Here is a 23,316-nt window from a genome sequence, read left to right as displayed (position 1 = left end):
TCAGGTCGCAGGGCGGGCACCGTGGATGCGTCTCGGCTTTGTAGGGCGGGTGCAACCCGCCATTTGCGCTCTGGCGGGTTGCACCCGCCCTACATTCCCAGCGTGTCATTGGCATGCGCACGGCTGCGCATCAGGCTTCCAGATAGCGCTGCGCCAAGTGCTCGACGGTGCTGCGTGAGGGCTGGTTCAGGTGTGGAGCGACCAGCATCATGATCTGGTACACCACCAGGCGGACTTCACCCTGCTGGTCGAGGATGCGCTGGTAGTCGAGGGAGAACAGCAGGGTCAGGGTGATCTGCTCGACCAGTTGGCCGAGAGCCTGAGTGCCGCTGTTCAATTGCCCGTCGGCCATTAGGCGGGCGAGCAGCGAGGCCAGCGTGCGTTTCAGCGCGTTCAGCCAGTGACGAATGCCGCGCGCCAGTTTTGGCAGGCGCCCGGCCAGGTTGGACAGATCCTGGAAGAGAAAGCGGTACTGCGACAGGCGCTCGACGATCAGGTGCAGGAACAGCCAGTAGTCCTCGACGTCCAGCTGGGCTTCGGCTGGCGGGTCGAGCAAAGGCGCCATCTCGCTCTGGAAGCGTTCGAACAGTTCCAGTACCAGTGGCTCCTTGCCATGGAAGTGGTAGTAGAGGTTGCCCGGGCTGATGTCCAGCTCGTTAGCGATCTCCAGTGTGGAAACGTTGGGCTCGCCCTGCTCGTTGAACAGCTGCAGGGCGGTTTGCAGAATGCGCTCGCGGGTTTTCATCCTTGGCTTCTTGTTCGATTAGGCGCGACGGGCTGACGATAACCGGCCGGCGTGCAGCTGGCCATCCCTTTAGTAAAAGTCGCGTAGCGACATCTCTCATGTCCTTCTCCCTTCGGGAGAAGGTGGCGCGAAGCGCCGGATGAGGGATGCGGGCATGCCGCGCAGGCTTTGTTGGCGCTGGGGTCTTCGTGGCATGCCGCTTCAGCGGATATGCACGTAGGTGCCGGGCGCGGCCTCCATCGCCGGATGGTTCTGGTTGCCCAGCGCCATCAGGGTTTCGCGTTGCGCGCCGGAACGCGCCTGCATCCATTCCAGCCACTGCGGCCACCAACTGCCCTGCTGGTGCGTGGCGTCGTGATACCAGGCGCGTGGGTCGGAGGTGAGCTTGGCATTTTCGTAGTAGTTGGCCTTGGGGTTGCCCGGCGGGTTGAGAATGCTCTGGATATGGCCGCTGTTGGACAGAATGAAGCGGCGGTTGCCACCAAGCAGCAGGGTCGAGCGATAGACCGCATCCCAGGGGGTGATGTGATCATTGATGCCCGCCACGCTGAAGCTGTCGATGTTGACCTTGGCCAGATCCACCGGCGTGCCGCAGACTTCGAGGCCGCCGTTGCGGCTAAGCGGATTGTGCTTGAAGAAGTCGATCAGGTCGCCATGCAGTGCAGCGGGCAGGCGCGTGTTGTCGTTGTTCCAGTAGAGGATGTCGAAGGCTGGCGGCTGCCTGCCGAGCAGGTAGTTGTTGACCCAGTAGTTCCAGATCAGGTCGTTGGGGCGCATCCAGGCGAATACCTTGGCCATGTCGCGACCGTCTAGCACGCCTTGCTGGTAGGAGCGGCGCTTGGCCGACTCGAGGGTTTCCTCGTCGGCAAAGAGCATTGCCGGGCTGTCGATCTGACTATCGAGCAGGCTGACCATGTAAGTGGCACTGGCAACCTTGCGCAGTTGGCGGCGTGCCTGCAGGTGGCCTTGCAGGGCGGCGATGGTCAGGCCGCCGGCGCAGGCGCCGAGCAGGTTGACGTCCTTGCTGCCGGTGATGGCACGGCAGGCATCGACGGCCTCCTCGACGGCCTGCACATAGCTCGACAGGCCCCATTCGCGATGCCGTGGGTCGGGGTTGCGCCAGCTGATCATGAAGGTCTGCAGGCCGTTCTTCAGTGCGTACTGGACGAAGCTCTTGTCGTTGGATAGATCGAATATGTAGTACTTATTGATCTGCGGCGGCACGATCAGCAGCGGGCGCAGGTACTGCTTTTCGCTCATCGGTTTGTACTGGATCAGTTCCAGCAGCTCGTTGCGAAACACCACGGCACCTGGCGTGCAGGCCAGATTGCGGCCGACTTCGAAGGCGTGTTTGCTGACCTGGCTGGGCAGGCCGTCGTTGTTCAGCAGGTCGTCGAGCAGATGGCGCAAGCCCTTGAAGGCACTGCTGCCACCGGTGTTGAACAGCTCCTTGAGCGCCTGCGGGCTGAGCGGGCTGTTGGAGGGCGACAGGGCGTCGCTCATCAGTGAGGCGAGAAAGCGCGCGCGGGAGCGGTCATCGGCCGACAGGTCGCTGTCGTCGATCCACGCGGCCAGTTGTTTCTGCCACGCCAGATAGGCCTGCAGGCTGCGGCGGTAGAAGGGATTGAGGTGCCAGGTCGGATCAGCGAAGCGCGCATCCTGCGGATTGACCTTGTGCAGGGTATCGCCGAGCAGCACCCGGCCAAGCTGGCCGCCGAAGGCCAGCAGATGACGTCCACTGCGCACCGGATTCTTCAGGCCCTGGGCAGCCAGCAGGCGCATGGTGGACAGCAGATCGCGACCGCGCACGCCCACCACCGCGCTCTGGGCGTTCATGAAACTGGCGGGTGCCGGCAGTGAAGCCGGGTTCGACTTGTCTCGCATGGGGCAGCACTCCGTCGTCAAACCGTCTAGAGACTTTCATGGCGCGGACTGCCTGACACGCACCTTGTACTTGTGCAGGGTGTGCAGCAAGCCCTGTACCAGGCGCGCGGGAAGTGCATTCCAGAGCGCCGCGTCGAACAACAAGAGGCCTTGAGCGGCCCCTTTGTCGAGCACGCAGAACATTGCGCACCAAGCTGGTGCGGTCAATGCTGGCGCAATGGTGTGGGCTGCGGGTGCATCACCGCGCGGTGCCGTTCCTCTTCAAGAAACTTCATGATGATCGGCGCCACCGCTTCGGCGCGGGTTACCAGGAACAGGTGGCCGTCGTCGATCACGTGCAATTCGGCGTTGGGAATGCGCCAGGCTAGCAGGCGCATGTTGATCAGCGGAATCAGCGGGTCGTCGTCGCCGGCCATCACCAGGGTCGGTTGGCGGATCTTGTGCAGCCAGTGGATGCTGGTCCAGCCGAGGCCGGCGAACAGCTGCCAGTAGTAGCCCATCTTGCCGCCCGAGCGCACCTTGCTCGCATGCGCCATGGCCAGCTTGGGGTCGCGACGGAAGGCTCCGCCATAGATGTCCGGGGCGATGCGTACACCGTAGGACGGTTGCACATAACGCCGCGGGCTGGCCATGCGCCAGAGCACCTTGGGCTTGCCCGGCACCATCACTGCACCGGCCGAGGTGGCGGCGAGGATCAGCTTCTTGCAGCGCTCGGGATAGTCATGGGCGAACTGCTGCGCCAGGGCACCGCCCCAGGACACGCCGATGGCATTGACCTGACCGTAGTCGAGGTAATCGAGCATGCGCGCTGCCAGCTTGGCCAGACCAGGGAAGCGGTATGGCGTGGCCGGCGTGGAGGAACCGCCGACACCGGGGACGTCGAAGGCGATGATTTCCAGCTCCGGGTCCAGGGCGGCGACGAAGGGCATCACCAGTTCCAGGTTGGCGCCGATGCCGTTGAAGATCAGCAGCGGCACCAACTGGCTGTTGCCCGGCCGCACCGCGGTGCGGATGGTCTGCCCATCGAGATCTATGGTGCGGAATACGAATGGTTGCGGCATAGGCGCAGCCCCTGTGGAGTTGAGCGCTGGAGAGGGCCGTCCGGGCCGCCTCCAGGGTTACCAGGGGTTACCTGGTTCCACGCCGGTCAGACCGTCGTGGCGTGCGGCACTTCCCGGTGCCACTGCGGTTGAGACTGAAAATCAGCGTTCGTGCACATAGGTGCCTGGTGCGGCTTCGCCAGCCGGGAATTTCTTGTTGCCCAGCGCCCGTGGAGCATTCTTGGTTTCGCCCGAGCGTTCGCTCAGCCACGTCTGCCAATGTAGCCACCAGGAGTCGGCGTGCTTGGTCGAGCTTTCCTGCCAGGCTTTCGGGTCCAGCGGCATCGCGCTATTGGTCATGTAGCGCGCCTTGGGGTTGCCCGGCGGGTTGAGAATGCTTTGGATATGGCCGCTGTTGGACAGCACGAACTCGCATTTGCCGCCGAACAGGTGCGCCGACTTGTAGCAGGAGTCCCATGGCGTGATGTGGTCGGTGGTGCCGGCGACGACGAAGAAATCACAGGTGACCTGCTTGAGGTCGATCGGCGTGCCGCAGACTTCCAGCGCACCCGGACGGGTCAGCGGGTTGGTCTGGAACATCTCGATGAACTCGCCGTGCAGCGCAGCCGGCAGGCGCGTGGTGTCGTTGTTCCAGTAGAGAATGTCGAACACCGGCGGCTCGTTGCCGAGCAGGTAGTTGTTGACCCAGTAGTTCCAGATCAGGTCGTTGGGGCGCATCCAGGCGAATACTTTGGCCATGTCGCTGCCTTCCAGCACGCCGGCCTGGTAGGAGCGGCGCTTGGCCGCTTCCAGGGTTTTCTCGTCGGCGAACAGGGCAACCTGGGTGTCGAGCTGGGTGTCGAGCACGCTGACCAGCAGGGTCAGGGCGTTGACCTTGGGCTCGCCGAGGGCGGCGTAGTGGCCGAGCAGGGATGCCGTGGTCAGGCCACCGGAGCAGGCGCCGAGCATGTTGACGTCCTTGCTGCCGGTGATGGCGCAGATCACGTCGATGGCTTCCTTGAGCACCTCGATGTAGGTGGACAGGCCCCACTCACGCTGCGCCTTGGTCGGGTTGCGCCAGCTGACCACGAAGGTCTGCACCTGGCTGCGCAACAGAAAGCGCGCCAGGCTTTTTTCCGGTGACAGGTCGAATACGTAGAACTTGTTGATCTGCGGTGGCACCACCAGCAGTGGGCGCTCGTGCACGCTCTCGGTGATCGGCTTGTACTGAATCAGCTCCAGCACGTCGTTGCGAAACACCACGGCGCCGTCGGTGGTGGCCAGGTTCTTGCCGACCTCGAAGGCTTCCATGTTCACCTGGCTGGGCATGCCTCCGTTGTGCACCATGTCCTTGGCCAGGTGCGAAAGGCCGTCGAGCAGGCTCTTGCCGCCGGTTTCGAAGAAACGTTTGACTGCCGCCGGGTTGGCCATGCTGTTGCTCGGCGCCATGGCCTCGGTCATCAGGTTGATGACGAAGTGGCCGCGACTGGCGTCCTGCTCGGACAGCGAACTGTGCTCGATCCAGTCGTGCAGCTCCTTGCGCCAGGCCAGGTAAGTCTGCAGATAACGGCGATACAGGGGGTTCTGGCTCCAGGCCGGATCATTGAAGCGGCGGTCACCGTCTTCAGGCTTGAGCGCGGATTGGCCGAGCATGACGTTCTTCAGTTCGAGGCCGAAATGGGCGACGTGCTTGGCGCTGTGGAAGGGTTGCTTGAGTGCCTGGGAGAGCACCATGCGGGCAGAGGTCAGCAGATCCTTGCCGCGAATGCCGATTACCGGGTTGAGTCCCAGAGTATTTTCAGAGGCCTGGCGTTTCAGGTCTTCGTTGTTCTTGTCACTCATCTACGACGCTCCATTGTCCTGAGTCACGTACCGGCTGCGCTCGCGGCGAAACAGGGGCCAGGTACTGCTCGGGTTGCCGGGTGCGGATCGCGTCCGCGTCATGCATTGCATCTGGCAGGGCCAAATGCAGGGAACCTGCCAGTTCCTTGGTTACCCGAGTTTTTGCCGTTAGGCAAGCTGATCGATGGGGCGAGAGTATGCCGCGATAGTTTAGAAAAATCGTTCTAACTACCGGGTAATGAGCCGGGAAAGGAAGGCGAGCGCTCTGCGACGAGGTGTGCGTGCGGTTCAGAGTATCAGGCGCACGACACTTTCGTTGGGGTCGCGGGATTGGCCTGCAGCACTGAGCTGCGCCAGGTAGTCGGCCCAGAGTTGATCGTGCCGGGTGGCCAGTTCGTAGAGGTATTCCCAAGTGTACAGGCCGCTGTCATGGCCGTCGTCGAAGCACAGTTTCAGTGCATAGTTGCCGGCCGGTTCGATGCGCTCCAGGCCGACGTTGAGCTTGCCGGTCTGCAGGATCGGCTTGCCATGCCCCTGCACCTCGGCCGACGGCGAGTGCACCCGGAGAAACTCGGCGCTGAGCGAATAGCTCTGCTCGCCGTAGCGCAGTTCCAGGGTTTTCGAGGCCTTGTGCAGTTTGATCGCGCTGGGGATGGGCATGGCTGATTTCCGTGATCTTTTTAGGCACAACGCCCAGTTGAGTGATTGCACCGTCCTGTAGGAGCGGATTTATCCGCGAATTTCGCGGCTGAAGCGGAATGCCGCCCAGCCGCTCCTACAGAATGACGCCGGCCACCGGCTACAAGATCGGGCTACGGGGCTTACAGAATATAGCGCGACAGGTCTTCATCCTGCGCCAGCTCGCCGAGGTGACCGTTGACGTAAGCCGCGTCGATGCGAATCGGTTCGCCGTTCTGCTGGCCTGCCAGATCGGAGGCCGTGAAGGAGACTTCCTCCAGCAGGCGTTCGAGCAGGGTGTGCAGGCGCCGGGCACCGATGTTCTCGGTTTTCTCGTTGACCTGCCAGGCAATCTCGGCAATGCGTTTGATGCCGTCTTCGGCGAACTCGATATCCAGCCCTTCGGTTTTCAGCAAGGCGCTGTACTGTTCGGTGAGCGAGGCATGCGGCTCGGTGAGAATGCGCTCGAAATCCTGCGGGCTCAGGGCCTTGAGTTCGACACGGATCGGCAGGCGGCCTTGCAGTTCCGGCACCAGGTCGCTCGGCTTGGCCAGGTGGAAGGCGCCCGAAGCAATAAACAGGATATGGTCGGTCTTGACCATGCCCAGCTTGGTATTGACCGTGCAGCCCTCGATCAGCGGCAGCAGGTCGCGCTGCACGCCCTCGCGGGATACGTCGGCGCCACCGGTATTGCCGCGCTTGGCCACCTTGTCGATCTCGTCGATGAAGACGATGCCGTGCTGCTCGACGGCTTCCAGGGCGCGGGCCTTGAGTTCTTCCTCGTTGACCAGGCGCGCGGCTTCCTCGTCGCGCACCAGCTTGAGGGCGTCACCGACCTTGAGCTTGCGCGACTTCTTCTTGCCCTTGCCCATGCTGGAGAACAGGTTCTGCAGCTGGTTGGTCATTTCTTCCATGCCCGGTGGGGTCATGATTTCGACGCCCATGGGCGACTCGGCGACTTCGATGTCGATTTCCTTGTCGTCCAGCTGGCCTTCGCGCAGGCGCTTGCGGAACAGCTGGCGGGTGTTGGTATCTTCGCTGCGCACCGGTTCGTCGCCGAAACCCTGGCGCGCGGGTGGCAGCAGGGCATCGAGAATGCGCTCCTCGGCGGCATCTTCGGCGCGGTGGCGGACTTTGGTGATTTCCTGCTCACGCAGCATCTTCACCGCTGCATCGGCCAGGTCGCGGATGATCGATTCGACATCGCGGCCGACATAACCGACCTCGGTGAACTTGGTGGCTTCCACTTTCAGGAACGGCGCATTGGCCAGCTTGGCCAGACGACGGGCGATCTCGGTCTTGCCGACGCCGGTGGGGCCGATCATCAGGATATTCTTCGGCGTGACTTCCTGGCGCAGTTCGGCCGGCAGCTGCATGCGCCGCCAGCGGTTGCGCAGGGCGATGGCCACGGCGCGCTTGGCGTCGTCCTGGCCGATGATGTGGCGGTTGAGTTCGTGGACGATCTCGCGGGGCGTCATGGACATGGAGTTTGGCTCGCTATCGAATCTATGAAAAAAATGGACGCTTGGGGCTCTCTAAAAACGTAGGCGAGGCAGTCAGCGCAAGGCGGAAACAGGCGAGGAAGCGGAGTTTACTGTTGTAAATGAGCATTCCGAGCCTGTTTTCAACGCGGCGATGACAACGCAGGTAGTTTTTAGATAGGCCTCACTCGGGGGCGTCCAGTTCCTCGATGGTCTGGTGATGATTGGTGAACACGCAGATGTCGCCGGCGATGCCGAGTGCAGTCTGCGCTATCTCGAGGGCGGACAGGTCAGTCTTCATCAGCAGGGCGCGGGCTGCGGCCTGGGCGAAGTTGCCGCCGGAGCCCATGGCGATCAGGCCTTCCTCGGGTTCGACGACGTCGCCGTTGCCGGTGATGATCAGCGATGCGTCCTTGTTGGCCACTGCCAGCATGGCTTCCAGACGGCTCAGGCTGCGGTCGGTACGCCAGTCCTTGGCCAGCTCGACGGCGGCTCGCACCAGATGACCCTGGTGTTTTTCCAGTTGCCCCTCGAAGCGCTCGAACAGGGTGAAGGCATCAGCGGTGGCGCCGGCGAAGCCGGCCAGCACCTGGCCGTGATAAAGGCGGCGCACCTTCTTGGCGTTGCCCTTCATGACGGTGTTGCCGAGGGAAACCTGGCCGTCGCCAGCCATCACGACCTTGCCGTGGCGGCGCACTGAAACGATGGTGGTCAAGGGTGAATCTCCACGCTGCGGGGCGAACTTGCCCGGATCGAGACTCAGATGGGGTGCCCGCCGCGGTTTTTCAACCAGCGGCGGATCAAACGGCGATCAGCGGACCTACGCTGCTGTAACAGATTGCTGATGGGCTGGCGAAGCGTAGGGCTGTGCTGCGAGCGATGCAGGCATTAAGATTTAAGTATTCACATTGACCCAGCAGGGAAAGCTTCAAGAATGGGTGCGTATCAGGCGGCAGGAGACTCTCGGGTGGCAGTGCTAGTTGACTGCGACAATGTATCCCCTGAAATTTTGGATTATTCCTTACGTGTTGTGGCCCAGTTCGGTCGAGTAGTTATGCGACGCGGCTATGGAAATCATGGAACACTGGGGAATCGATGGCAGGAGGCTCTGGTGCGCCAGGCCTTTACTCCATGTCTGCAGTACCAGTATGCGGCTGGTAAGAACACAGCTGATATCGCTTTGGCTCTTGATGCGCTAGAGGTTCTATTTGATCAGCGAGCCGATACATTTTGCTTGGTTACCTCGGACTCTGACTTTGCTTATCTGTGTCGCAAGCTACGTGAGCGTGGCGCTACAGTTTTCATTGTTGGTGAGCCGAAAACGCCAGATGCGCTGCGTAATGCCAGCGATCAGTTTTTTGAGTGGAGACGCCGGGCTCTTGAATCAGAAAATGAACCTGATGAGAAGAGTGGCAGCAAAGTTGAACTCGACGTGAAAACTGAGGGTGTGAAGCCCGTTCCGCCTCGCCCCCCAGTTAAAAGGCGGCCGCGTTTTGTGGTAGAGGCCGTGGCCTTGCTCACAAGTGATACCAGTGAGGGGAAAGTTAGTCTGGGGGCTTTAGGCCAATATTTGAAACGCACTGATCCGGCGTTCTCCCCGCAGACCTATGGTCATACGGGGTTGCTGGATATGCTCAAAACATATGATTTGCTTGCTCCTATTCAAGAGCAAGGTGGGCATTGGAACGTGTCATTAGCTGTGGCAGCTTCCGATGTAGCGGCGTGTCCACGTTGCGGCAATCTGGGCTGCGTTGAGCATGCTGGCGGTACTTGGTGTAATCGCTGTGGTGATTTCGCTACTCCGCCTGACCCTGCACATCTGCCCTCCAATAACCTGAGGCGCCGTTAGGTTAAAGTTGAAGGGAGGGCTAACCCTCCCTATCCAAGCTGATCAGCGGACCTGACGCTGCTGTAACAGCAGGTTGCTGAAGCCGCCGGCTGCCAGGGTCTTCTGCGCGCTGGCCAGTTGCTCGCGGCTGGCGAAGGGACCGACCAGTACGCGGTGCCAGGTTTCCTCACGCACCTTGCCAGTTTCCACGCGTACGTTCTGGCCGAGCAGGATGATCTGCGCGCGCACAGTGTCGGCATCGTCACGCTTGCGGAACGAGCCGGCCTGGAGGAAGAACTGCGTGGTGACGGGCGCGCTGGCCAGTACCGGCGGCGCAGGCGGCGGCACCTGGCCGTTGAGCGCAGCTTCGGCGCGAGCGGTGTCGATCTTCGCAGCCTCTTCCGGGGTGACCGGTTTCTGTTCGGGCACGGGGGGCGGCGTTTCTTCCAGTGCCTGCGGCAGGATCACTTCCGACTCCGGCAGCAGGGTGTAGAAGTCGTACTTGGGCCTGGCCGGCTCGGGCTGCGTCGGTTTCGGTTCGGGTTTGGTGCTGCGCACCTGCTCGCCCTTGTCGCGCTTGATCTCGTCACGGCCCGGTTCAAGGCTGAACAGGAACATGAAGAAACCACCGACCACCAGGCCGCAGGCCAGCCAGATCCAGCCCGGTACGGGCTTCTTCGCCGGGGCCTGATAGCGACTGGCGCCGCGTTTCGGCGCCGGTTTCTTGCGCGCTGCCATTTACATCCGCTCCAGAGTTTCCAGGCCGAGCAGCTCCAGGCCCTGCTTGAGGGTACGGCCAGTGAGGGCCGCCAGGCGCAGACGGCTGTTGCGCGTGGCTTCGTCTTCGGCAGTCAGGATCGGGCAGTTCTCGTAGAAACTGGAGAACAGCCCGGCGATGTCGTACAGGTAAGCGCACAGCATGTGCGGCGTGCCCTTGTCGGCCACATTGCCGAGCAGCTCGTTGAACTGCGCCAGTTTGCCAGCCAGTGCCTGTTCCTGATCGGCGGCCAGGGTGATCTGCCCGCCGATTTCATCAACGCCCTTGCCCAGCTTGCGGAAGATGCTGGCGACGCGGGTGTAGGCGTACAGCAGGTAGGGCGCGGTGTTGCCCTCGAAACTCAGCATAAGGTCGAAGTTGAAGCTGTAGTCACTGGTGCGGTGCTTGGACAGGTCGGCGTACTTCACCGAGGCGATGCCGACCACGCGGGCGATCTGACGCAGCTCGTCCTCGGCCAGTTCCGGGTTCTTGTCCTTGACCAGGCTGTAGGCGCGCTGCTCGGCTTCGTCGAGCAGCTGCACCAGTTTCACGGTGCCGCCGTCGCGGGTCTTGAACGGACGACCGTCCGGGCCGTTCATGGTGCCGAAGCCCATGTGTTCCATTTCCATGCTGGCCGGGACGAAGCCGGCCAGGCGTGCGCAGGCGAAGACCATCTGGAAGTGCAGGGCCTGGCGCTGATCGACGAAGTACAGCACGCGGTCGGCCTTGAGTACGTTGGCTCGGTAGCGGGTGGCTGCCAGGTCGGTGGTGGCGTACAGATAGCCGCCGCCGGCCTTCTGCACGATCAGCGGCAGCGGCTTGCCTTCAGCGTTCTTGAACTCGTCCATGAACACGCACTGGGCGCCGTTGTCTTCGGTCAGTAGGCCCTTGGCGGCGAGGTCGGCGACCACCTGCGGCAGGTCGTCGTTGTAGGCGCTCTCGCCCCTGACGTCGGCCATGGAGAGCTTGACGCCGAGACGGTCATACAGCGCCTGGCAGTGCGACAGGGAGATGTCGTTGAAACGGTGCCACAAGCGTAGGCACTCGGCGTCGCCGGCCTGCAGCTGGACCACCAGCTCACGGGCGCGGTCGGCGAATTCAGGGGATTCGTCGAAGCGCTTCTTCGCCGTGCGGTAGAAACCTTCCAGGTCGGCCAGCTCGCTCTCGGCGGCGGCCGGGTTTTCCTGCATGTAGGCCAGCAGCATGCCGAACTGGGTGCCCCAGTCGCCGACGTGGTTCTGGCGGATTACCGTGTCGCCGAGGAACTCCAGTACGCGCGCCACGCCGTCGCCGATGATGGTCGAGCGCAGGTGGCCGACGTGCATTTCCTTGGCCAGGTTCGGCGCCGACAGGTCGACCACCACGCGTTGCGCCGGGCCGTTCTTGCGTACGCCGAGCGTGGCATCGGCCAGCGCCGCTTCCAGGCGCTGGGCCAGGGCATCGCTGTTCTGGAAGAAGTTGAGAAAGCCGGGGCCGGCGATTTCCACCTTGGTGATCTGCTCGTCGGCTGGCAAGGCAGCGATCAGCTTCTCGGCCAGGTCGCGCGGCTTCATGCCCGCCGGTTTGGCCAGCATCATGGCGATATTGCTGGCGAAGTCGCCGTGGCTCTTGTCCCTGGTGTTCTCCACCTGGATGGCCGGCGTCAGGCCCGCTGGCAGCACGCCTTCGGCGGTCAGGCGGTCGAGGGCTTGCTGGATCAGGTGGCGAATGCTGTCTTTCATGTTCGGCTCGGGTTGCCTTGGGGCTTTGGTCGAAAACTGCGCATTATAAGAGCAGCAGCAAGCGGCAAGCCACAAGCGGCAAGGAAAAGCGTGCCGGGTTTAGTGGGTAGGGTGGGCTTCAGCCCACCAAGGCTGGCCGCTATTGGTGGGCTGAAGCCCACCCTACTGACTGTTACAGCGTACCGCTCAGAAAAGATCGATCGGGTCGACATCCAGCGACCAGCGCACCGCTCGGCCGCTGGGCATTTGCTCCAGCGCATGCAGCCAGTGGTTGAGCAGGCGGTGCAGCGGGGCGCGGGCATTGCCCTGCAACAGTAGCTGCGCGCGGAAGCGCCCGGCGCGGCGCTCCATTGGCGCGGGGACCGGGCCTAGCAGTTCGATGCCGGAGAGATTCAGTTCGCCCAGCAGATGTTCGGCCTCGCTGCAGGCTTCATCGAGAAAGCCTTCCGCCTGGCCAGGCTTGTGCGCCTCGGCGCGTAGCAGGGCCAGGTAGCAGAACGGCGGCAAGCCGGCGCTGCGGCGTTCGCTCAGCGCCTGTTCGGCGAAGGCGAAGTAGCCTTGCTCGGTCAGTTGCACCAGTAGCGGATGGTCGGCCAGGTGGCTCTGGATGATCACCTTGCCCGGTTCCTCGGCACGGCCAGCGCGACCGGCAACCTGCACGATCAGCTGCGCCATGCGCTCGCTGGCGCGAAAGTCGGCCGAAAACAGGCCGCCGTCGGCGTCGAGGATCGACACCAGCGTCACCCGTGGAAAGTGATGCCCCTTGGCGAGCATCTGCGTGCCGACCAGGATGCACGGCTTGCCCTTGTTGATGGTGGCGAACAGGCGATCCATGGCGCCCTTGCGCGAGGTGCTGTCGCGGTCGACGCGCAGCACCGGGTAGTCGGGAAACAGCACCGCCAGGCGCTCTTCGGCGCGCTCGGTGCCGGCGCCGACCGGGCGCAGGTCGACGTGTTGGCATTTTGGACAGTTGCTCGGCTGTTTCTCGACGTGGCCGCAGTGATGGCAGCGCAGTTCCTGATAGCGCTGGTGCACGGTCATGCGTGCGTCGCAGCGTGGGCATTCGGACAGCCAGCCGCAGTCGTGGCAGAGCAGGGTCGGGGCGAAGCCGCGGCGGTTGAGAAACACCAGCACCTGCTGGCCGGCGGCGAGGATCTGGGCGATGGCCTGCTGCATCGGCCCGGAGATGCCCGAGTCCAGTGGCCGGCTCTTCACGTCCAGACGCAGGAAGCGCGGCTGGCTGGCGCCGCCGGCGCGCTGTGTCAGCTTGAGCAGGGCATAGCGGCCGGTGTAGGCGTTGTGCAGGCTTTCCAGCGAAGGTGTGGCCGAGCCGAGGACGATGGGCACGTCTTCCTGGCGGGCGCGCACCAGCGCCAGGTCGCGGGCGTGGTAGCGCAGACCTTCCTGCTGTTTATAGGAGGCGTCGTGTTCTTCGTCGACGATGATCAATCCCGGGTTCTTCATCGGCGTGAACAGCGCCGAGCGGGTGCCGATGATGATGTCGGCCTCGCCATCGCGTGCCGCCAACCAGGCGTCGAGGCGCTCGCGGTCGTTCACCGCCGAATGCAGCAGGGCGATACGTGCATTGAAGCGGCGGGCGAAACGGTCGAAGGTCTGCGGCCCGAGGTTGATCTCGGGGATCAGCACCAGCGCCTGTTTGCCGGCCTCCAGGCATTGGTGGATCAGTTGCAGGTACACCTCGGTTTTGCCGCTGCCGGTGACGCCAGCCAGTAGAAAGGCATTGAACTGGTCCCAGCCTGACGCCACGGCATTCACCGCAGCGCGCTGCTCGGCGTTCAGCGGCAGTTCCGGTTGTGCCAGCCAGTGCGCCGGCTTGGCATGCGGCTGGGTGCGGCGCACCTCGACCCGGACAAGTCCCTTCTCATGCAGCAATTGCAGGCTGTCGCGGTTGAGTTGCAGTTGGCTGAGCAGGCTGTGGGCGACACCGTGCGGATGTTGCGCCAGTGCCTTGAGCGCGTCGCGCTGGCGTGGCGCGCGGGCCAGGCGTGGGTCGTCGACGCTGGCGCCTTTGTTGGCCAGCCAGTAGCGCTCCTGGCGGGTTTCGGCCGGCTCGCCCTGGCGTAGCAACACGGGCAAGGCCCAGCTCAGGGTGTCGCCGAGACTGTGCTGGTAGTACTGCGCCGTCCACAGGCACAGCTTGAACAGCGACGCCGGTAGCGGTGGGCGAGCATCGAGCAATTCCAGGGCGGGCTTGAGCTTGTCGAGTGGTACCTCACTCTGGCTGTCGACTTCAACCAGTACGCCGATCATCTCGCGCCGGCCGAAGGGCACGCGCAAGCGCACGCCTGGCTGCAAGGCGCTGCGCGACACGCCGGCGGGGGCGAGGTAGTCGAACAGGCGGCGCAGCGGCGAGGGCAGGGCGAGGCGCAGGATCAGGTTGGGCAAGCCAGAAGCTCCATTGACAGGCCGGCGATCTTAACACGCGACGACCGGCGCCTTGCGTGGCTTGCATCGGTCTACGTCTCTGGTAAGATGCGCGGCCTATTTCTGTGCGGTGCCTGACATTGGTCGGGTGGCGGCACGACTACCCCGAGGAAAGCACGATGAAAGCCGATATCCATCCGAACTACGTCGAAATCGACGCTACCTGCTCCTGCGGTAACGTGATCAAGACCCGCTCCACCCTGGGCAAGAACCTGAGCCTCGACGTTTGCTCCGAGTGCCACCCGTTCTACACCGGTAAGCAGAAAGTGCTGGACACCGGCGGCCGTATCGATCGCTTCAAGCAGCGCTTCGGCGTATTCGGCGCGAAGTAAGCGACCGAACGATTACGGAACGTGTCATGCACCTTTCCGTGAATCTGAAAAAGGCGTCCCTGGTGGGCGCCTTTTTCGTTTCTCTGCTTTGTGCCGGCCTGGCCCAGGCCTTTTGTCCACAGCGTACCGATCTTGCTCAGGTCGCCGTGCGCCAGGTGGTCGATGGCGACACGGTGCGCCTGGTCGATGGGCGCAGCATTCGCCTGATCGGCATCAACGCGCCCGAGCTTGGGCGCAAGGGACGTAGTGATGAACCCTATGCCTTGCAGGCCAAGCGTCGCCTGCAGGCACTGGTCGATGCCAGCGATGGACGTGTCGGCCTGCTCTACGGTGAACAGCGCAAGGATCGTTACGGGCGTACCCTGGGCCATCTTTACGACCGTCAGGGGCGTAATCTCGAGGCGCAGCTACTGAGTGAAGGCCTCGGTTTCATGGTCGCCGTGGCGCCCAACGCAGCGCTGGCCGCTTGCCAGGCGCAGGCCGAGCGTCAGGCGCGCAGCAAGCGGCTTGGCGTGTGGCGTGATGAGCAGGTTAAGACGGCTGGGCAGTTACGTGGTGGTGGCTTTGCCTTGTTGGGTGGGCGGGTCACCAGTGTGCAGCGCAACCGAGGCGGCCTCTGGATCGATCTCGACGGTGGTCGGGTATTGCGCGTGGCGCCGGAACTGCTGGGTGAGTTCGACGTGCGTGCCTTGGAGAAACTCAAGGGGCGACAGGTTGAAGCGCGCGGCTGGGTCATCGACCGCCAGAGCCGTGGCGGCTTGAAAACCGGACAGGCACGCTGGATGCTGCCGCTGACTCATTCGGCGATGCTGGAGGTGTTGCCATGATGCGTGCATTGATGTTGTGCCTGATCTGCAGCTGGCTGGCAGGTTGCGCGGTCAATCCTGCCACGGGTCGCAACGACTTCGTGATGATGAGTGAGCGCCAGGAGCTGGAGCTCGGGGCGCGCTACAACCAGGAAATCCTCAAGCAATACCCGCGCTATGAGGACGCCAAACTGCAGGCTTATATTCAGCGCGTCGGCGAGCGGGTAGCACGCAGCAGCCATCGCAATCAGCTCAACTACGTTTTCACCCTGGTGGACAGCCCGGATATCAACGCCTTCGCCCTGCCGGGTGGCTACATCTATATCCACCGTGGCCTGCTCGCTTATCTGAATTCCGAGGCGGAACTGGCGGCCGTACTGGGGCACGAGGTCGGTCACGTTACGGCCCGCCATAGCGTGCGCCAGCAAAGTCAGTCCACGGCCTGGGGCTTGCTCGGGCAGGCTGCGGCTATCGGTACTGGTGTCGGCGCAGTGGGGGATCTGACCAGCGCCATAGGTAATGCGTTCGTGCGCGGCTATGGGCGCGACATGGAGTTGGAGGCCGATGGCCTGGGCGCGCAATACCTGGCGCGTGGTGGCTACGATCCGCAAGCGATGATCGAGGTGGTCAAGGTGCTCAAGGCGCAGGAGGATTTCGCCCGTGAGCAGGCAGCCAAGCGCGGCGAATCACCCGCGGCGGGCGGCTACCACGGCTTGTTCGATACCCACCCGGACAATGATCGACGCCTGCAGGAAGTGATCGGCCCGGCGCGTGCGCTGGCCGGCGGCAATCAGGAAGTGGGGCGCGACCGTTTTCTGCAGATGCTCGATGGTCTGGTGTTCGGCGATTCAGCGGCCAGCGGTATTCGCCGCGGACGCCATTTCTATCACGGCGAGCTGGACTTCACGCTGACCTACCCGCAGGGCTGGCAGCTGGTCAATCGCCCCGATGTACTGATCGGTCACACCCCGGATGAGCAAGCCTTTATCGCCATGACTCTGGAGGCAGTGGACAAACGCCTGTCGCCTGCCGAATTCCTGCGTCAGCGCGTCGGCAATCAGCGTCTGGTGGCAGGCGAGGAGTTGCGTCTTGGCGTGCTGCAGGGCTATACGGCGGTGTTGCAGGGCCAATCGGCGCGTCGCGTGGCGGTGATCTATCGCGGCGACAACGCTTACCTGTTCGTGGCGGCAGTAAAAGGGCGCGCTTCGCTGGAAGCCGAGGATCAGCGTTTTCTCGAGGTTATCCGCAGTTACCGGCCACTGAAGGCGGCCGAGCGCAAGTTGGCCGAGCCGGTGCGTCTGCATCTGGTGCGGGTCAAGGCCGGGCAGAGTATGACTGGTCTGGCCAGTGGCGCGCCGCTGGCGGCCGATGGCGAGGCACAGTTGAGGCTGCTCAATGGGCTGTATCCGCGTGGCGAGCCGCGTCCGGGACAGTGGTTGAAAACGCTGCGCTAGCGCGGCGCTTTCATCGCGACCGAACGGTCTTGGCAGGTGTATACAACTTGCGTATCCTCGGCCGCGCCCGTTCAACAAGCCTCATAAAAGCGGAAATGCCACTATGTCCGATCTAAAAACAGCCGCTCTCGAATATCACGCTCAGCCCCGTCCCGGTAAGCTGAGTGTCGAGCTGACCAAGGCCACTGCCACTGCCCGCGACCTGTCCCTCGCATACAGCCCAGGCGTAGCCGAACCGGTACGCGAGATCGCTCGCGATGCCGAACTGGCCTACCGCTATACCGGTAAGGGCAACCTGGTCGCCGTAATTTCCGACGGTACCGCCATCCTCGGCCTGGGTAACCTCGGCCCGCTGGCTTCCAAGCCGGTAATGGAAGGTAAAGGTGTACTGTTCAAGCGCTTCGCTGGCATCGACGTGTTCGACATTGAAGTCGACGCTGAAAGCCCGCAGGCGTTCATCGACACCGTCAAGCGCATCTCCATCACCTTCGGCGGCATCAACCTGGAAGATATCAAGGCGCCTGAGTGCTTCGAGATCGAGCGCGCGCTGATCGAACAGTGCGACATCCCGGTATTCCACGATGACCAGCATGGCACCGCCATCGTCACCGCGGCCGGCATGCTCAATGCCCTGGAAATCGCCGGCAAGACTCTGATCGATGCCAAGATCGTCTGCCTGGGCGGCGGTGCAGCTGCCATCTCCTGCATGAAGTTGCTGGTGAGCATGGGTGCCAAGGTTGAGAACATCTTCATGGTCGATCGCAAGGGCGTGATTCATGCCGGTCGCGATGATCTGAACCAGTACAAGGCCGTGTTCGCCACCGAGACCGACAAGCGCACGCTGTCCGACGCGCTCGAAGGCGCTGACGTGTTCGTCGGCCTGTCCGGCGCCAACCTGCTGAGCCCGGAAGATCTCCAGCGCATGGCGGCCAACCCGATCGTCTTCGCCTGCTCCAACCCGGATCCGGAAATCAAGCCGGAGCTGGCGCACGAGACGCGCAACGACGTGATCATGGCCACCGGTCGTTCCGACTACCCGAACCAGGTCAACAATGTGCTGGGTTTCCCCTTCATCTTCCGCGGTGCTCTGGACGTGCGTGCCACCCGCATCAACGAAGAGATGAAGATCGCCGCAGCGCTGGCGCTGCGTGACCTGGCCAAGCTGCCGGTACCGCAGGAAGTCTGCGACGCCTACGGCGGTATCGAGCTGTCGTTCGGTCGCGAGTACATCATTCCGAAGCCAATGGATCAGCGTCTGATCACCGTGGTTTGCGATGCAGTGGCCAAGGCTGCCATCGAATCCGGCGTGGCGACTCTGCCCTATCCGAAGCACTATCCGCTGAAATCGGTGGATGAAGTGTTCAACGGCTGATCAGCCGACAATAAAAAACCCGCTTCGGCGGGTTTTTTATTGTCTGTGATACGGCTTAAGGCAACGATTGCAGCCGCCTGAGCCTTATCCTAGAACAAGTCGATCGGCGCCATCTCGTCGGCCGGTAGCGGGCTGCCAGGAACACCCATGCCAGGTTCGAACTCACTCATCGGAGGGGGCGAGTCTTCACTCTTGAACAGTTCGAAATAGGCGTCCGGTGTGCCGGGTGCAGCAGCGCGGCCACTGATCGGGTCGACGCGCAGCGTCAGCAGCCCCTTGGGTTCTTTGGGCAGATGGTTGGGTCGATCCTTGAGTACTGCGCCCATGTAGTTCATCCAGATAGGCAGCGCGACAGTGCCGCCGTACTCATGGCGGCCCAGGCTCTCCGGCTGGTCGAAGCCGGCCCAGACGGTGGTTACGTAATCGCCGTTGTAGCCGGAGAACCAGCTGTCCTTGGACTCGTTGGTGGTGCCGGTCTTGCCTGCCAGGTCATTGCGGCCAAGGGCGAGAGCGCGCCGCCCGGTACCGCGCTTGATCACGTCCTGCAGCATGCTGGTCATGATGTAGGCGGTGCGCTCGTCGATGATCTGTTCGGCGACCTTAGGCTCCTCCAACGGCAACTCATCAGTTACGTTGACGGTGAGGTTGGCGTTCTCCTCGGTCGGTGCGCTGCCTGGCACGCGGGCCGGATTGGCGCGGAACAGCGGCTTGCCGTTGCGGTCATCAATGCGTTCGATCAGGTACGGCTCGATCTTGTAACCGCCATTGGCGAAGGTGGCCCAGCCCTCAGCGATTTCCATGGGGGTCAGGCTGGCAGTGCCGAGTGCCAGTGACAGGTTGCGCGGCAGATCCTGCGGGGCGAAGCCGAAGCGCTCGATATAGCGCAAGCTACGGTCGATGCCCATGTCCTGCAGCAGGCGGATGGAAACCAGGTTGCGCGACTTGTACAACGCTTCACGCATGCGAATTGGGCCGAGAAAGGTATTGTTGTCGTTCTTCGGGCGCCACTTCTGCGACAGGTAGTCGTCGGAGAGGATGATCGGCGCGTCGTTGACCAGCGTCGCTGCGGTGTAGCCGCTATCGAGAGCCGCGCTATAGATGAAGGGCTTGAAGCTCGAGCCCGGCTGGCGCTTGGCCTGCACGGCGCGGTTGTAGTTGCTCTGATCGAATGAGAACCCGCCGACCAGTGACTGAATGGCGCCGCTGTATGGGTCGAGGGAAACCAACGCGCCCTGTGCTGCGGGGACTTGGGTGAAACGCAGGCTGCCATCGGCCTGGCGCTGCACGCGAACGATATCGCCGACCTGGGTGACATCGCCAGGTTGCTGCGGGCGCGGGCCCATGCTGTTGGTGTTCAGGTAGGGGCGAGCCCATTTCATGCTGTCCCAGGCCACGGCCTGCTCTTCGCCGTTACGGGTCAATACCAGAATGCCGCTTTTCTCGACTTGGGTAACCACAGCGGGCTCCAGGCCGCCGATACTGCGGAACTTGGCCAGCTCGGTCAGCCAGGTTTCGCGGGTCATGCCCGGCAGGCGACTCTCAGGGCCGCGATAGCCGTGACGCTGGTCATAGGCGATCAGTCCGTCACGCAGGGCGGTGTTGGCTGCCTCCTGCAAATGACTAGGCACGGTGGTGGTGACATTGAAGCCTTCCGTATAAGCCTCGCTGCCATAGCGGCCAACCATTTCCGCGCGTGCCATCTCGGCTATATAAGGAGCGCTCAATTCTGGTGTGGGAACGTGGTAACGCGCATCGACTACCTCGGCAAGCGCTTCCTCGTAGCTGGCCTGATCGATACGGCCCAGGCGATACAGGCGGCCGAGAATCCAGTCGCGGCGCTCCTTGGCTCGGGTCGGATTGACCAGCGGGTTGTAGCGCGACGGTGCTTTCGGCAGGCCGGCGATCATCGCCATCTGCGCCAGGTTGAGCTCGCGGATCGATTTGCCGTAGTACACCTGTGCGGCAGCTTCGATGCCGTAGGCGCGGTGGCCGAGGTAGATCTTGTTGACGTAGAGCTCGAGGATCTCGTCCTTGCTCAGCTCGCGCTCGATCTGCAAGGCCAGAAGAATTTCGGTGGCCTTGCGCGAAAAACTGCGCTCGTTGGTGAGGAAGAAGTTCTTCGCCACCTGCATGGTGATGGTGCTGCCACCGCTCTGAATCTGGCCGCTTTTCAATAATTGCGTGGCAGCGCGCATCAGGCTGGTCACATCGACGCCATAATGATTGGCGAAATTATCGTCTTCGGCAGCCAGCAGAGCGCTGATGAATTCCTTGGGAATTTCATCGAAGCGAATCGGCGAACGGCGCATCTCGCCGAACTCGGCGATCAGCTTGGCATCGCTGCTGTAGACGCGCAGGGGGATCTGCAGCTGTACCTGGCGCAGCGACTCGACGGAAGGCAGGGTCGGGCTAAGGTAAAGAAACGCGCCGCTGAAACTGAGCAGCAGCCCACAAAAAACGGCAACGCAAGACCACCAGATGAACTTCAGCAGGCGTATCAAAATGTTCGGAATTCCAAGTAAAAGAATGAGTTAAGCAGGAGCCGAGGCTAAAAGGGAAAAGCTGATCACATTATAAGCGTTTTTTTTCCCGGGGAGCCATTTGCGCTTCTGTCAAGACTGATATTTAATGTGGAAAAACATAAATAGTCCGTAAGTCGCGGATGCCAATAGGAAAACGGTCGTGCTAGGGCTCTTCACTAAGAAAGCGAATACGCTGCTGGGGATCGATATCAGCTCGACTTCGGTCAAGCTCCTCGAACTGAGTCGCTCGGGAAGCCGCTACAAGGTAGAGGCCTATGCCGTCGAGCCACTTCCGCCCAATGCAGTGGTCGAGAAGAACATTGCCGAGTTGGAGGGGGTCGGTCAGGCGCTTTCTCGCGTGTTGGCCAAGGCCAAGACCGGTGTCAAGACGGCCGCGGTTGCTGTGGCGGGTTCGGCTGTCATCACCAAGATCATCGAAATGGAAGCGGGTCTTTCTGAGGACGACTTGGAAAACCAGCTGAAGATCGAGGCCGATCAATACATTCCTTACCCGCTGGAAGAAGTCGCCATCGATTTCGAAGTGCAGGGGCCGGCGCCGCGTAACCCCGAACGGGTAGAGGTGCTGCTGGCTGCATGCCGTAAGGAGAACGTCGAGGTCCGCGAGGCAGCCCTTGCGCTCGCTGGGCTTACCGCGAAAGTGGTCGATGTCGAGGCGTATGCCCTCGAACGCGCTTACGGCCTGCTGGAGGCGCAGTTGGGTGGTGGTCACGATGAGTTGACCGTCGCGGTGGTGGATATTGGCGCGACGATGACCACGCTCAGTGTGCTGCACAACGGTCGTACCATCTACACCCGCGAGCAGCTTTTCGGCGGCAAGCAGCTGACTGAGGAAATCCAGCGTCGCTATGGCCTGTCGGTCGAGGAAGCCGGTCTTGCCAAGAAGCAAGGTGGTCTTCCGGATGACTACGACAGTGAGGTTTTGCAACCGTTCAAGGAAGCGGTCGTTCAGCAGGTTTCACGTTCGCTGCAATTCTTCTTCGCCGCCGGGCAATTCAATGATGTCGACTACATCCTCCTGGCTGGGGGTACCGCGTCCATTCCTGATCTCGATCGGCTGATCCAGCAAAAAATCGGTACGCAGACGCTAGTGGCCAATCCCTTTGCCGATATGGCGCTGAGCAGCAAGGTCAACGCCGGTGCGCTGGCCAGTGATGCGCCGGCACTGATGATTGCCTGTGGTCTGGCGATGAGGAGTTTCGACTGATGGCGCGGATTAACCTACTTCCCTGGCGTGAACAGCTGCGCGAGGAGCGCAAGCAGCGGTTTCTGGTAAGTCTTGTCGGTGTCCTCGTTGTGGCGGCTGGTTTGGTGTTTCTGGGTGATCAATTTCTCAGTGCGGCAATCAGTAACCAGAATGCGCGAAATGACTTCATCAAGAAGGAGATCGCAGTTCTCGATGCGCGTATCAAGGAAATCAGTGAGTTGAGAACGCGTCGCCAGCAATTGCTGGAACGTATGAAGATTATTCAAGACTTGCAGGGTAACCGGCCAATTATCGGTCGTGTGTTCGACCAGTTGGTGAGAACGCTGCCGGACGGTGTGTATTTCACCAGTGTAAAAATGGTGGGTAATAGCATTGCCATTATTGGTGTGGCTGAATCGAATAATCGCGTCTCGAATCTGATGCGTAACTTGGATGCTTCTGAGTGGTTAACCGCTCCCAATCTGACCGAAGTCAAAGCTGTTACAGCGGGGGCTTTGGATCAGGAGAATGTGTTTCAGCTGACGGTGCAGCAGACACAGCCTGATCAAGAAAAAGCGGAGGCGGCGCAATGAGCATTAAGAGTTCCTTGGACAGCCTGCGCAGTATTGATATCAATGACCTTGATTTGAACAATGTTGGGTCGTGGCCTGGTGCGGTCAAATTCATTGCCGGCCTGCTACTGTTTATTGTCGTTCTGGCGTTGGGCTACAACTTTCACCTCAAGGATCTGCAGAGCATGCTCGAGCAGCGTCAGCGAGAAGAGGTGACGCTGAAGGAGCAGTTCTCCAGCAAAGCTTATCAGGCGGCGAACCTTGAGGCCTATAAAGAGCAGATGCAGGAGATGGAGGTGTCCTTTGGCGCTCTTCTGCGTCAGCTGCCAAGCGATACCGAGGTTCCCGGGTTGCTCGAGGATATTACTCGTACCGGCCTGGGCAGTGGCTTGGAGTTCGAAGAGATCAAACTGTTGCCGGAAGTGGCTCAGCAGTTCTATATCGAATTGCCGATTCAGATCAAAGTTACCGGTGGTTATCACGACCTTGCGACTTTTGTAAGTGGTGTCGCCAGTCTACCGCGTATCGTTACCTTGCATGATTTTGAGTTGGCACCAGTCAGTGCTGGAAACTCCAGCCGCCTGAGCATGCAGATTATGGCCAAGACCTATCGCTACAATGATAAGGGGGCTC

At 61.8% G+C, this 23,316-nt stretch carries 20 protein-coding genes; 8 read left to right on the top strand and 12 right to left on the bottom strand.

The window, feature by feature from the left end:
• Positions 1-130 precede the first annotated feature (130 nt).
• From N5J71_RS20050 to hslV, 8 genes are all read right to left on the bottom strand, one after another.
• Positions 131-745: a TetR/AcrR family transcriptional regulator gene (locus N5J71_RS20050; protein ID WP_084341399.1), complete on the bottom strand. Its 615-nt coding sequence runs from the start codon at positions 743-745 to the stop codon at positions 131-133.
• A 201-nt stretch (positions 746-946) separates the two neighbouring features.
• Entirely contained in the window at positions 947-2,629 is a 1,683-nt protein-coding gene (gene phaC, locus N5J71_RS20045) for a class II poly(R)-hydroxyalkanoic acid synthase (protein ID WP_279917508.1), read from the bottom strand.
• A gap of 36 nt (positions 2,630-2,665) precedes the next feature.
• On the bottom strand, positions 2,666-2,803 hold the full coding sequence (locus N5J71_RS20040) for a hypothetical protein (RefSeq protein WP_206417046.1): 138 nt from the start codon (positions 2,801-2,803) through the stop codon (positions 2,666-2,668).
• A 29-nt stretch (positions 2,804-2,832) separates the two neighbouring features.
• The gene (gene phaZ, locus N5J71_RS20035) at positions 2,833-3,690 is read right to left on the bottom strand and encodes a poly(3-hydroxyalkanoate) depolymerase (RefSeq protein WP_003458999.1); all 858 of its coding nucleotides are present in this window, start codon (positions 3,688-3,690) and stop codon (positions 2,833-2,835) included.
• A gap of 141 nt (positions 3,691-3,831) precedes the next feature.
• Positions 3,832-5,511, bottom strand: a complete 1,680-nt coding sequence (phaC, locus tag N5J71_RS20030) for a class II poly(R)-hydroxyalkanoic acid synthase (protein ID WP_279917507.1) — start codon at positions 5,509-5,511, stop codon at positions 3,832-3,834.
• Positions 5,512-5,799: 288 nt separating this feature from the next.
• Positions 5,800-6,171, bottom strand: coding sequence for a gamma-butyrobetaine hydroxylase family protein (locus tag N5J71_RS20025; protein WP_279917506.1), 372 nt, complete (start codon positions 6,169-6,171; stop codon positions 5,800-5,802).
• 161 nt (positions 6,172-6,332) lie between these two features.
• Positions 6,333-7,673: an ATP-dependent protease ATPase subunit HslU gene (gene hslU, locus N5J71_RS20020; protein WP_279917505.1), complete on the bottom strand. Its 1,341-nt coding sequence runs from the start codon at positions 7,671-7,673 to the stop codon at positions 6,333-6,335.
• Positions 7,674-7,854: 181 nt separating this feature from the next.
• Positions 7,855-8,385 carry an ATP-dependent protease subunit HslV gene (gene hslV, locus N5J71_RS20015; RefSeq protein ID WP_017678531.1) on the bottom strand — a complete coding sequence of 177 codons (531 nt, stop codon included), beginning with the start codon at positions 8,383-8,385 and terminating at the stop codon, positions 7,855-7,857.
• A gap of 219 nt (positions 8,386-8,604) precedes the next feature.
• Here hslV and N5J71_RS20010 point away from each other — a divergent pair, with 219 nt between their 5' ends.
• On the top strand, positions 8,605-9,519 hold the full coding sequence (locus N5J71_RS20010; RefSeq protein ID WP_003459008.1) for an NYN domain-containing protein: 915 nt from the start codon (positions 8,605-8,607) through the stop codon (positions 9,517-9,519).
• A gap of 42 nt (positions 9,520-9,561) precedes the next feature.
• Here the strand turns inward: N5J71_RS20010 and N5J71_RS20005 are convergent, their stop codons facing one another.
• The 3 genes from N5J71_RS20005 to N5J71_RS19995 form a co-directional block, all read right to left on the bottom strand.
• Positions 9,562-10,236 (bottom strand): SPOR domain-containing protein, encoded by a 675-nt coding sequence (locus N5J71_RS20005; RefSeq protein WP_003459010.1) that lies wholly within the window; start codon positions 10,234-10,236, stop codon positions 9,562-9,564.
• Positions 10,237-11,976, bottom strand: a complete 1,740-nt coding sequence (argS, locus tag N5J71_RS20000; RefSeq protein WP_279917504.1) for an arginine--tRNA ligase — start codon at positions 11,974-11,976, stop codon at positions 10,237-10,239.
• 186 nt (positions 11,977-12,162) lie between these two features.
• Positions 12,163-14,382, bottom strand: coding sequence for a primosomal protein N' (locus N5J71_RS19995; RefSeq protein ID WP_279917503.1), 2,220 nt, complete (start codon positions 14,380-14,382; stop codon positions 12,163-12,165).
• Positions 14,383-14,540: 158 nt separating this feature from the next.
• Between N5J71_RS19995 and rpmE the strand changes: the two genes are divergently transcribed.
• The 4 genes from rpmE (at position 14,541) to N5J71_RS19975 (ending at position 18,385) form a co-directional block, all read left to right on the top strand.
• Complete coding sequence (gene rpmE, locus N5J71_RS19990; protein WP_003459015.1) at positions 14,541-14,753, top strand: 50S ribosomal protein L31; 213 nt, start codon at positions 14,541-14,543, stop codon at positions 14,751-14,753.
• A 26-nt stretch (positions 14,754-14,779) separates the two neighbouring features.
• Positions 14,780-15,580: a thermonuclease family protein gene (locus N5J71_RS19985; protein ID WP_279917502.1), complete on the top strand. Its 801-nt coding sequence runs from the start codon at positions 14,780-14,782 to the stop codon at positions 15,578-15,580.
• Positions 15,577-17,013 carry a M48 family metalloprotease gene (locus N5J71_RS19980; protein ID WP_003459017.1) on the top strand — a complete coding sequence of 479 codons (1,437 nt, stop codon included), beginning with the start codon at positions 15,577-15,579 and terminating at the stop codon, positions 17,011-17,013. Before N5J71_RS19985 ends, N5J71_RS19980 begins: the two co-directional genes overlap by 4 nt.
• Before the next feature lie 103 nt (positions 17,014-17,116).
• Positions 17,117-18,385: a malic enzyme-like NAD(P)-binding protein gene (locus N5J71_RS19975; RefSeq protein ID WP_074855142.1), complete on the top strand. Its 1,269-nt coding sequence runs from the start codon at positions 17,117-17,119 to the stop codon at positions 18,383-18,385.
• An 89-nt stretch (positions 18,386-18,474) separates the two neighbouring features.
• Here N5J71_RS19975 and N5J71_RS19970 read toward each other — a convergent pair whose 3' ends face one another.
• Positions 18,475-20,886 carry a penicillin-binding protein 1A gene (locus N5J71_RS19970; protein ID WP_279917501.1) on the bottom strand — a complete coding sequence of 804 codons (2,412 nt, stop codon included), beginning with the start codon at positions 20,884-20,886 and terminating at the stop codon, positions 18,475-18,477.
• Positions 20,887-21,067: 181 nt separating this feature from the next.
• Between N5J71_RS19970 and N5J71_RS19965 the strand changes: the two genes are divergently transcribed.
• From N5J71_RS19965 to pilO, 3 genes are all read left to right on the top strand, one after another.
• On the top strand, positions 21,068-22,132 hold the full coding sequence (locus N5J71_RS19965; RefSeq protein WP_074855141.1) for a pilus assembly protein PilM: 1,065 nt from the start codon (positions 21,068-21,070) through the stop codon (positions 22,130-22,132).
• Positions 22,132-22,704, top strand: a complete 573-nt coding sequence (gene pilN / locus N5J71_RS19960; RefSeq protein ID WP_003459024.1) for a type 4a pilus biogenesis protein PilN — start codon at positions 22,132-22,134, stop codon at positions 22,702-22,704. The genes N5J71_RS19965 and pilN overlap by 1 nt, the downstream gene beginning before the upstream one ends.
• A partial coding sequence (gene pilO / locus N5J71_RS19955; protein WP_279917500.1) for a type 4a pilus biogenesis protein PilO occupies positions 22,701-23,316 on the top strand: 616 nt, incomplete at its 3' end. The genes pilN and pilO, both read left to right, overlap by 4 nt.

Source organism: Ectopseudomonas oleovorans, assembly GCF_029845265.1.
Classification (GTDB): domain Bacteria; phylum Pseudomonadota; class Gammaproteobacteria; order Pseudomonadales; family Pseudomonadaceae; genus Aquipseudomonas; species Aquipseudomonas oleovorans.
The sequence above is the reverse complement of the archived record's forward strand: the minus strand, read 5'-3'. Positions and strand labels throughout refer to the sequence as shown.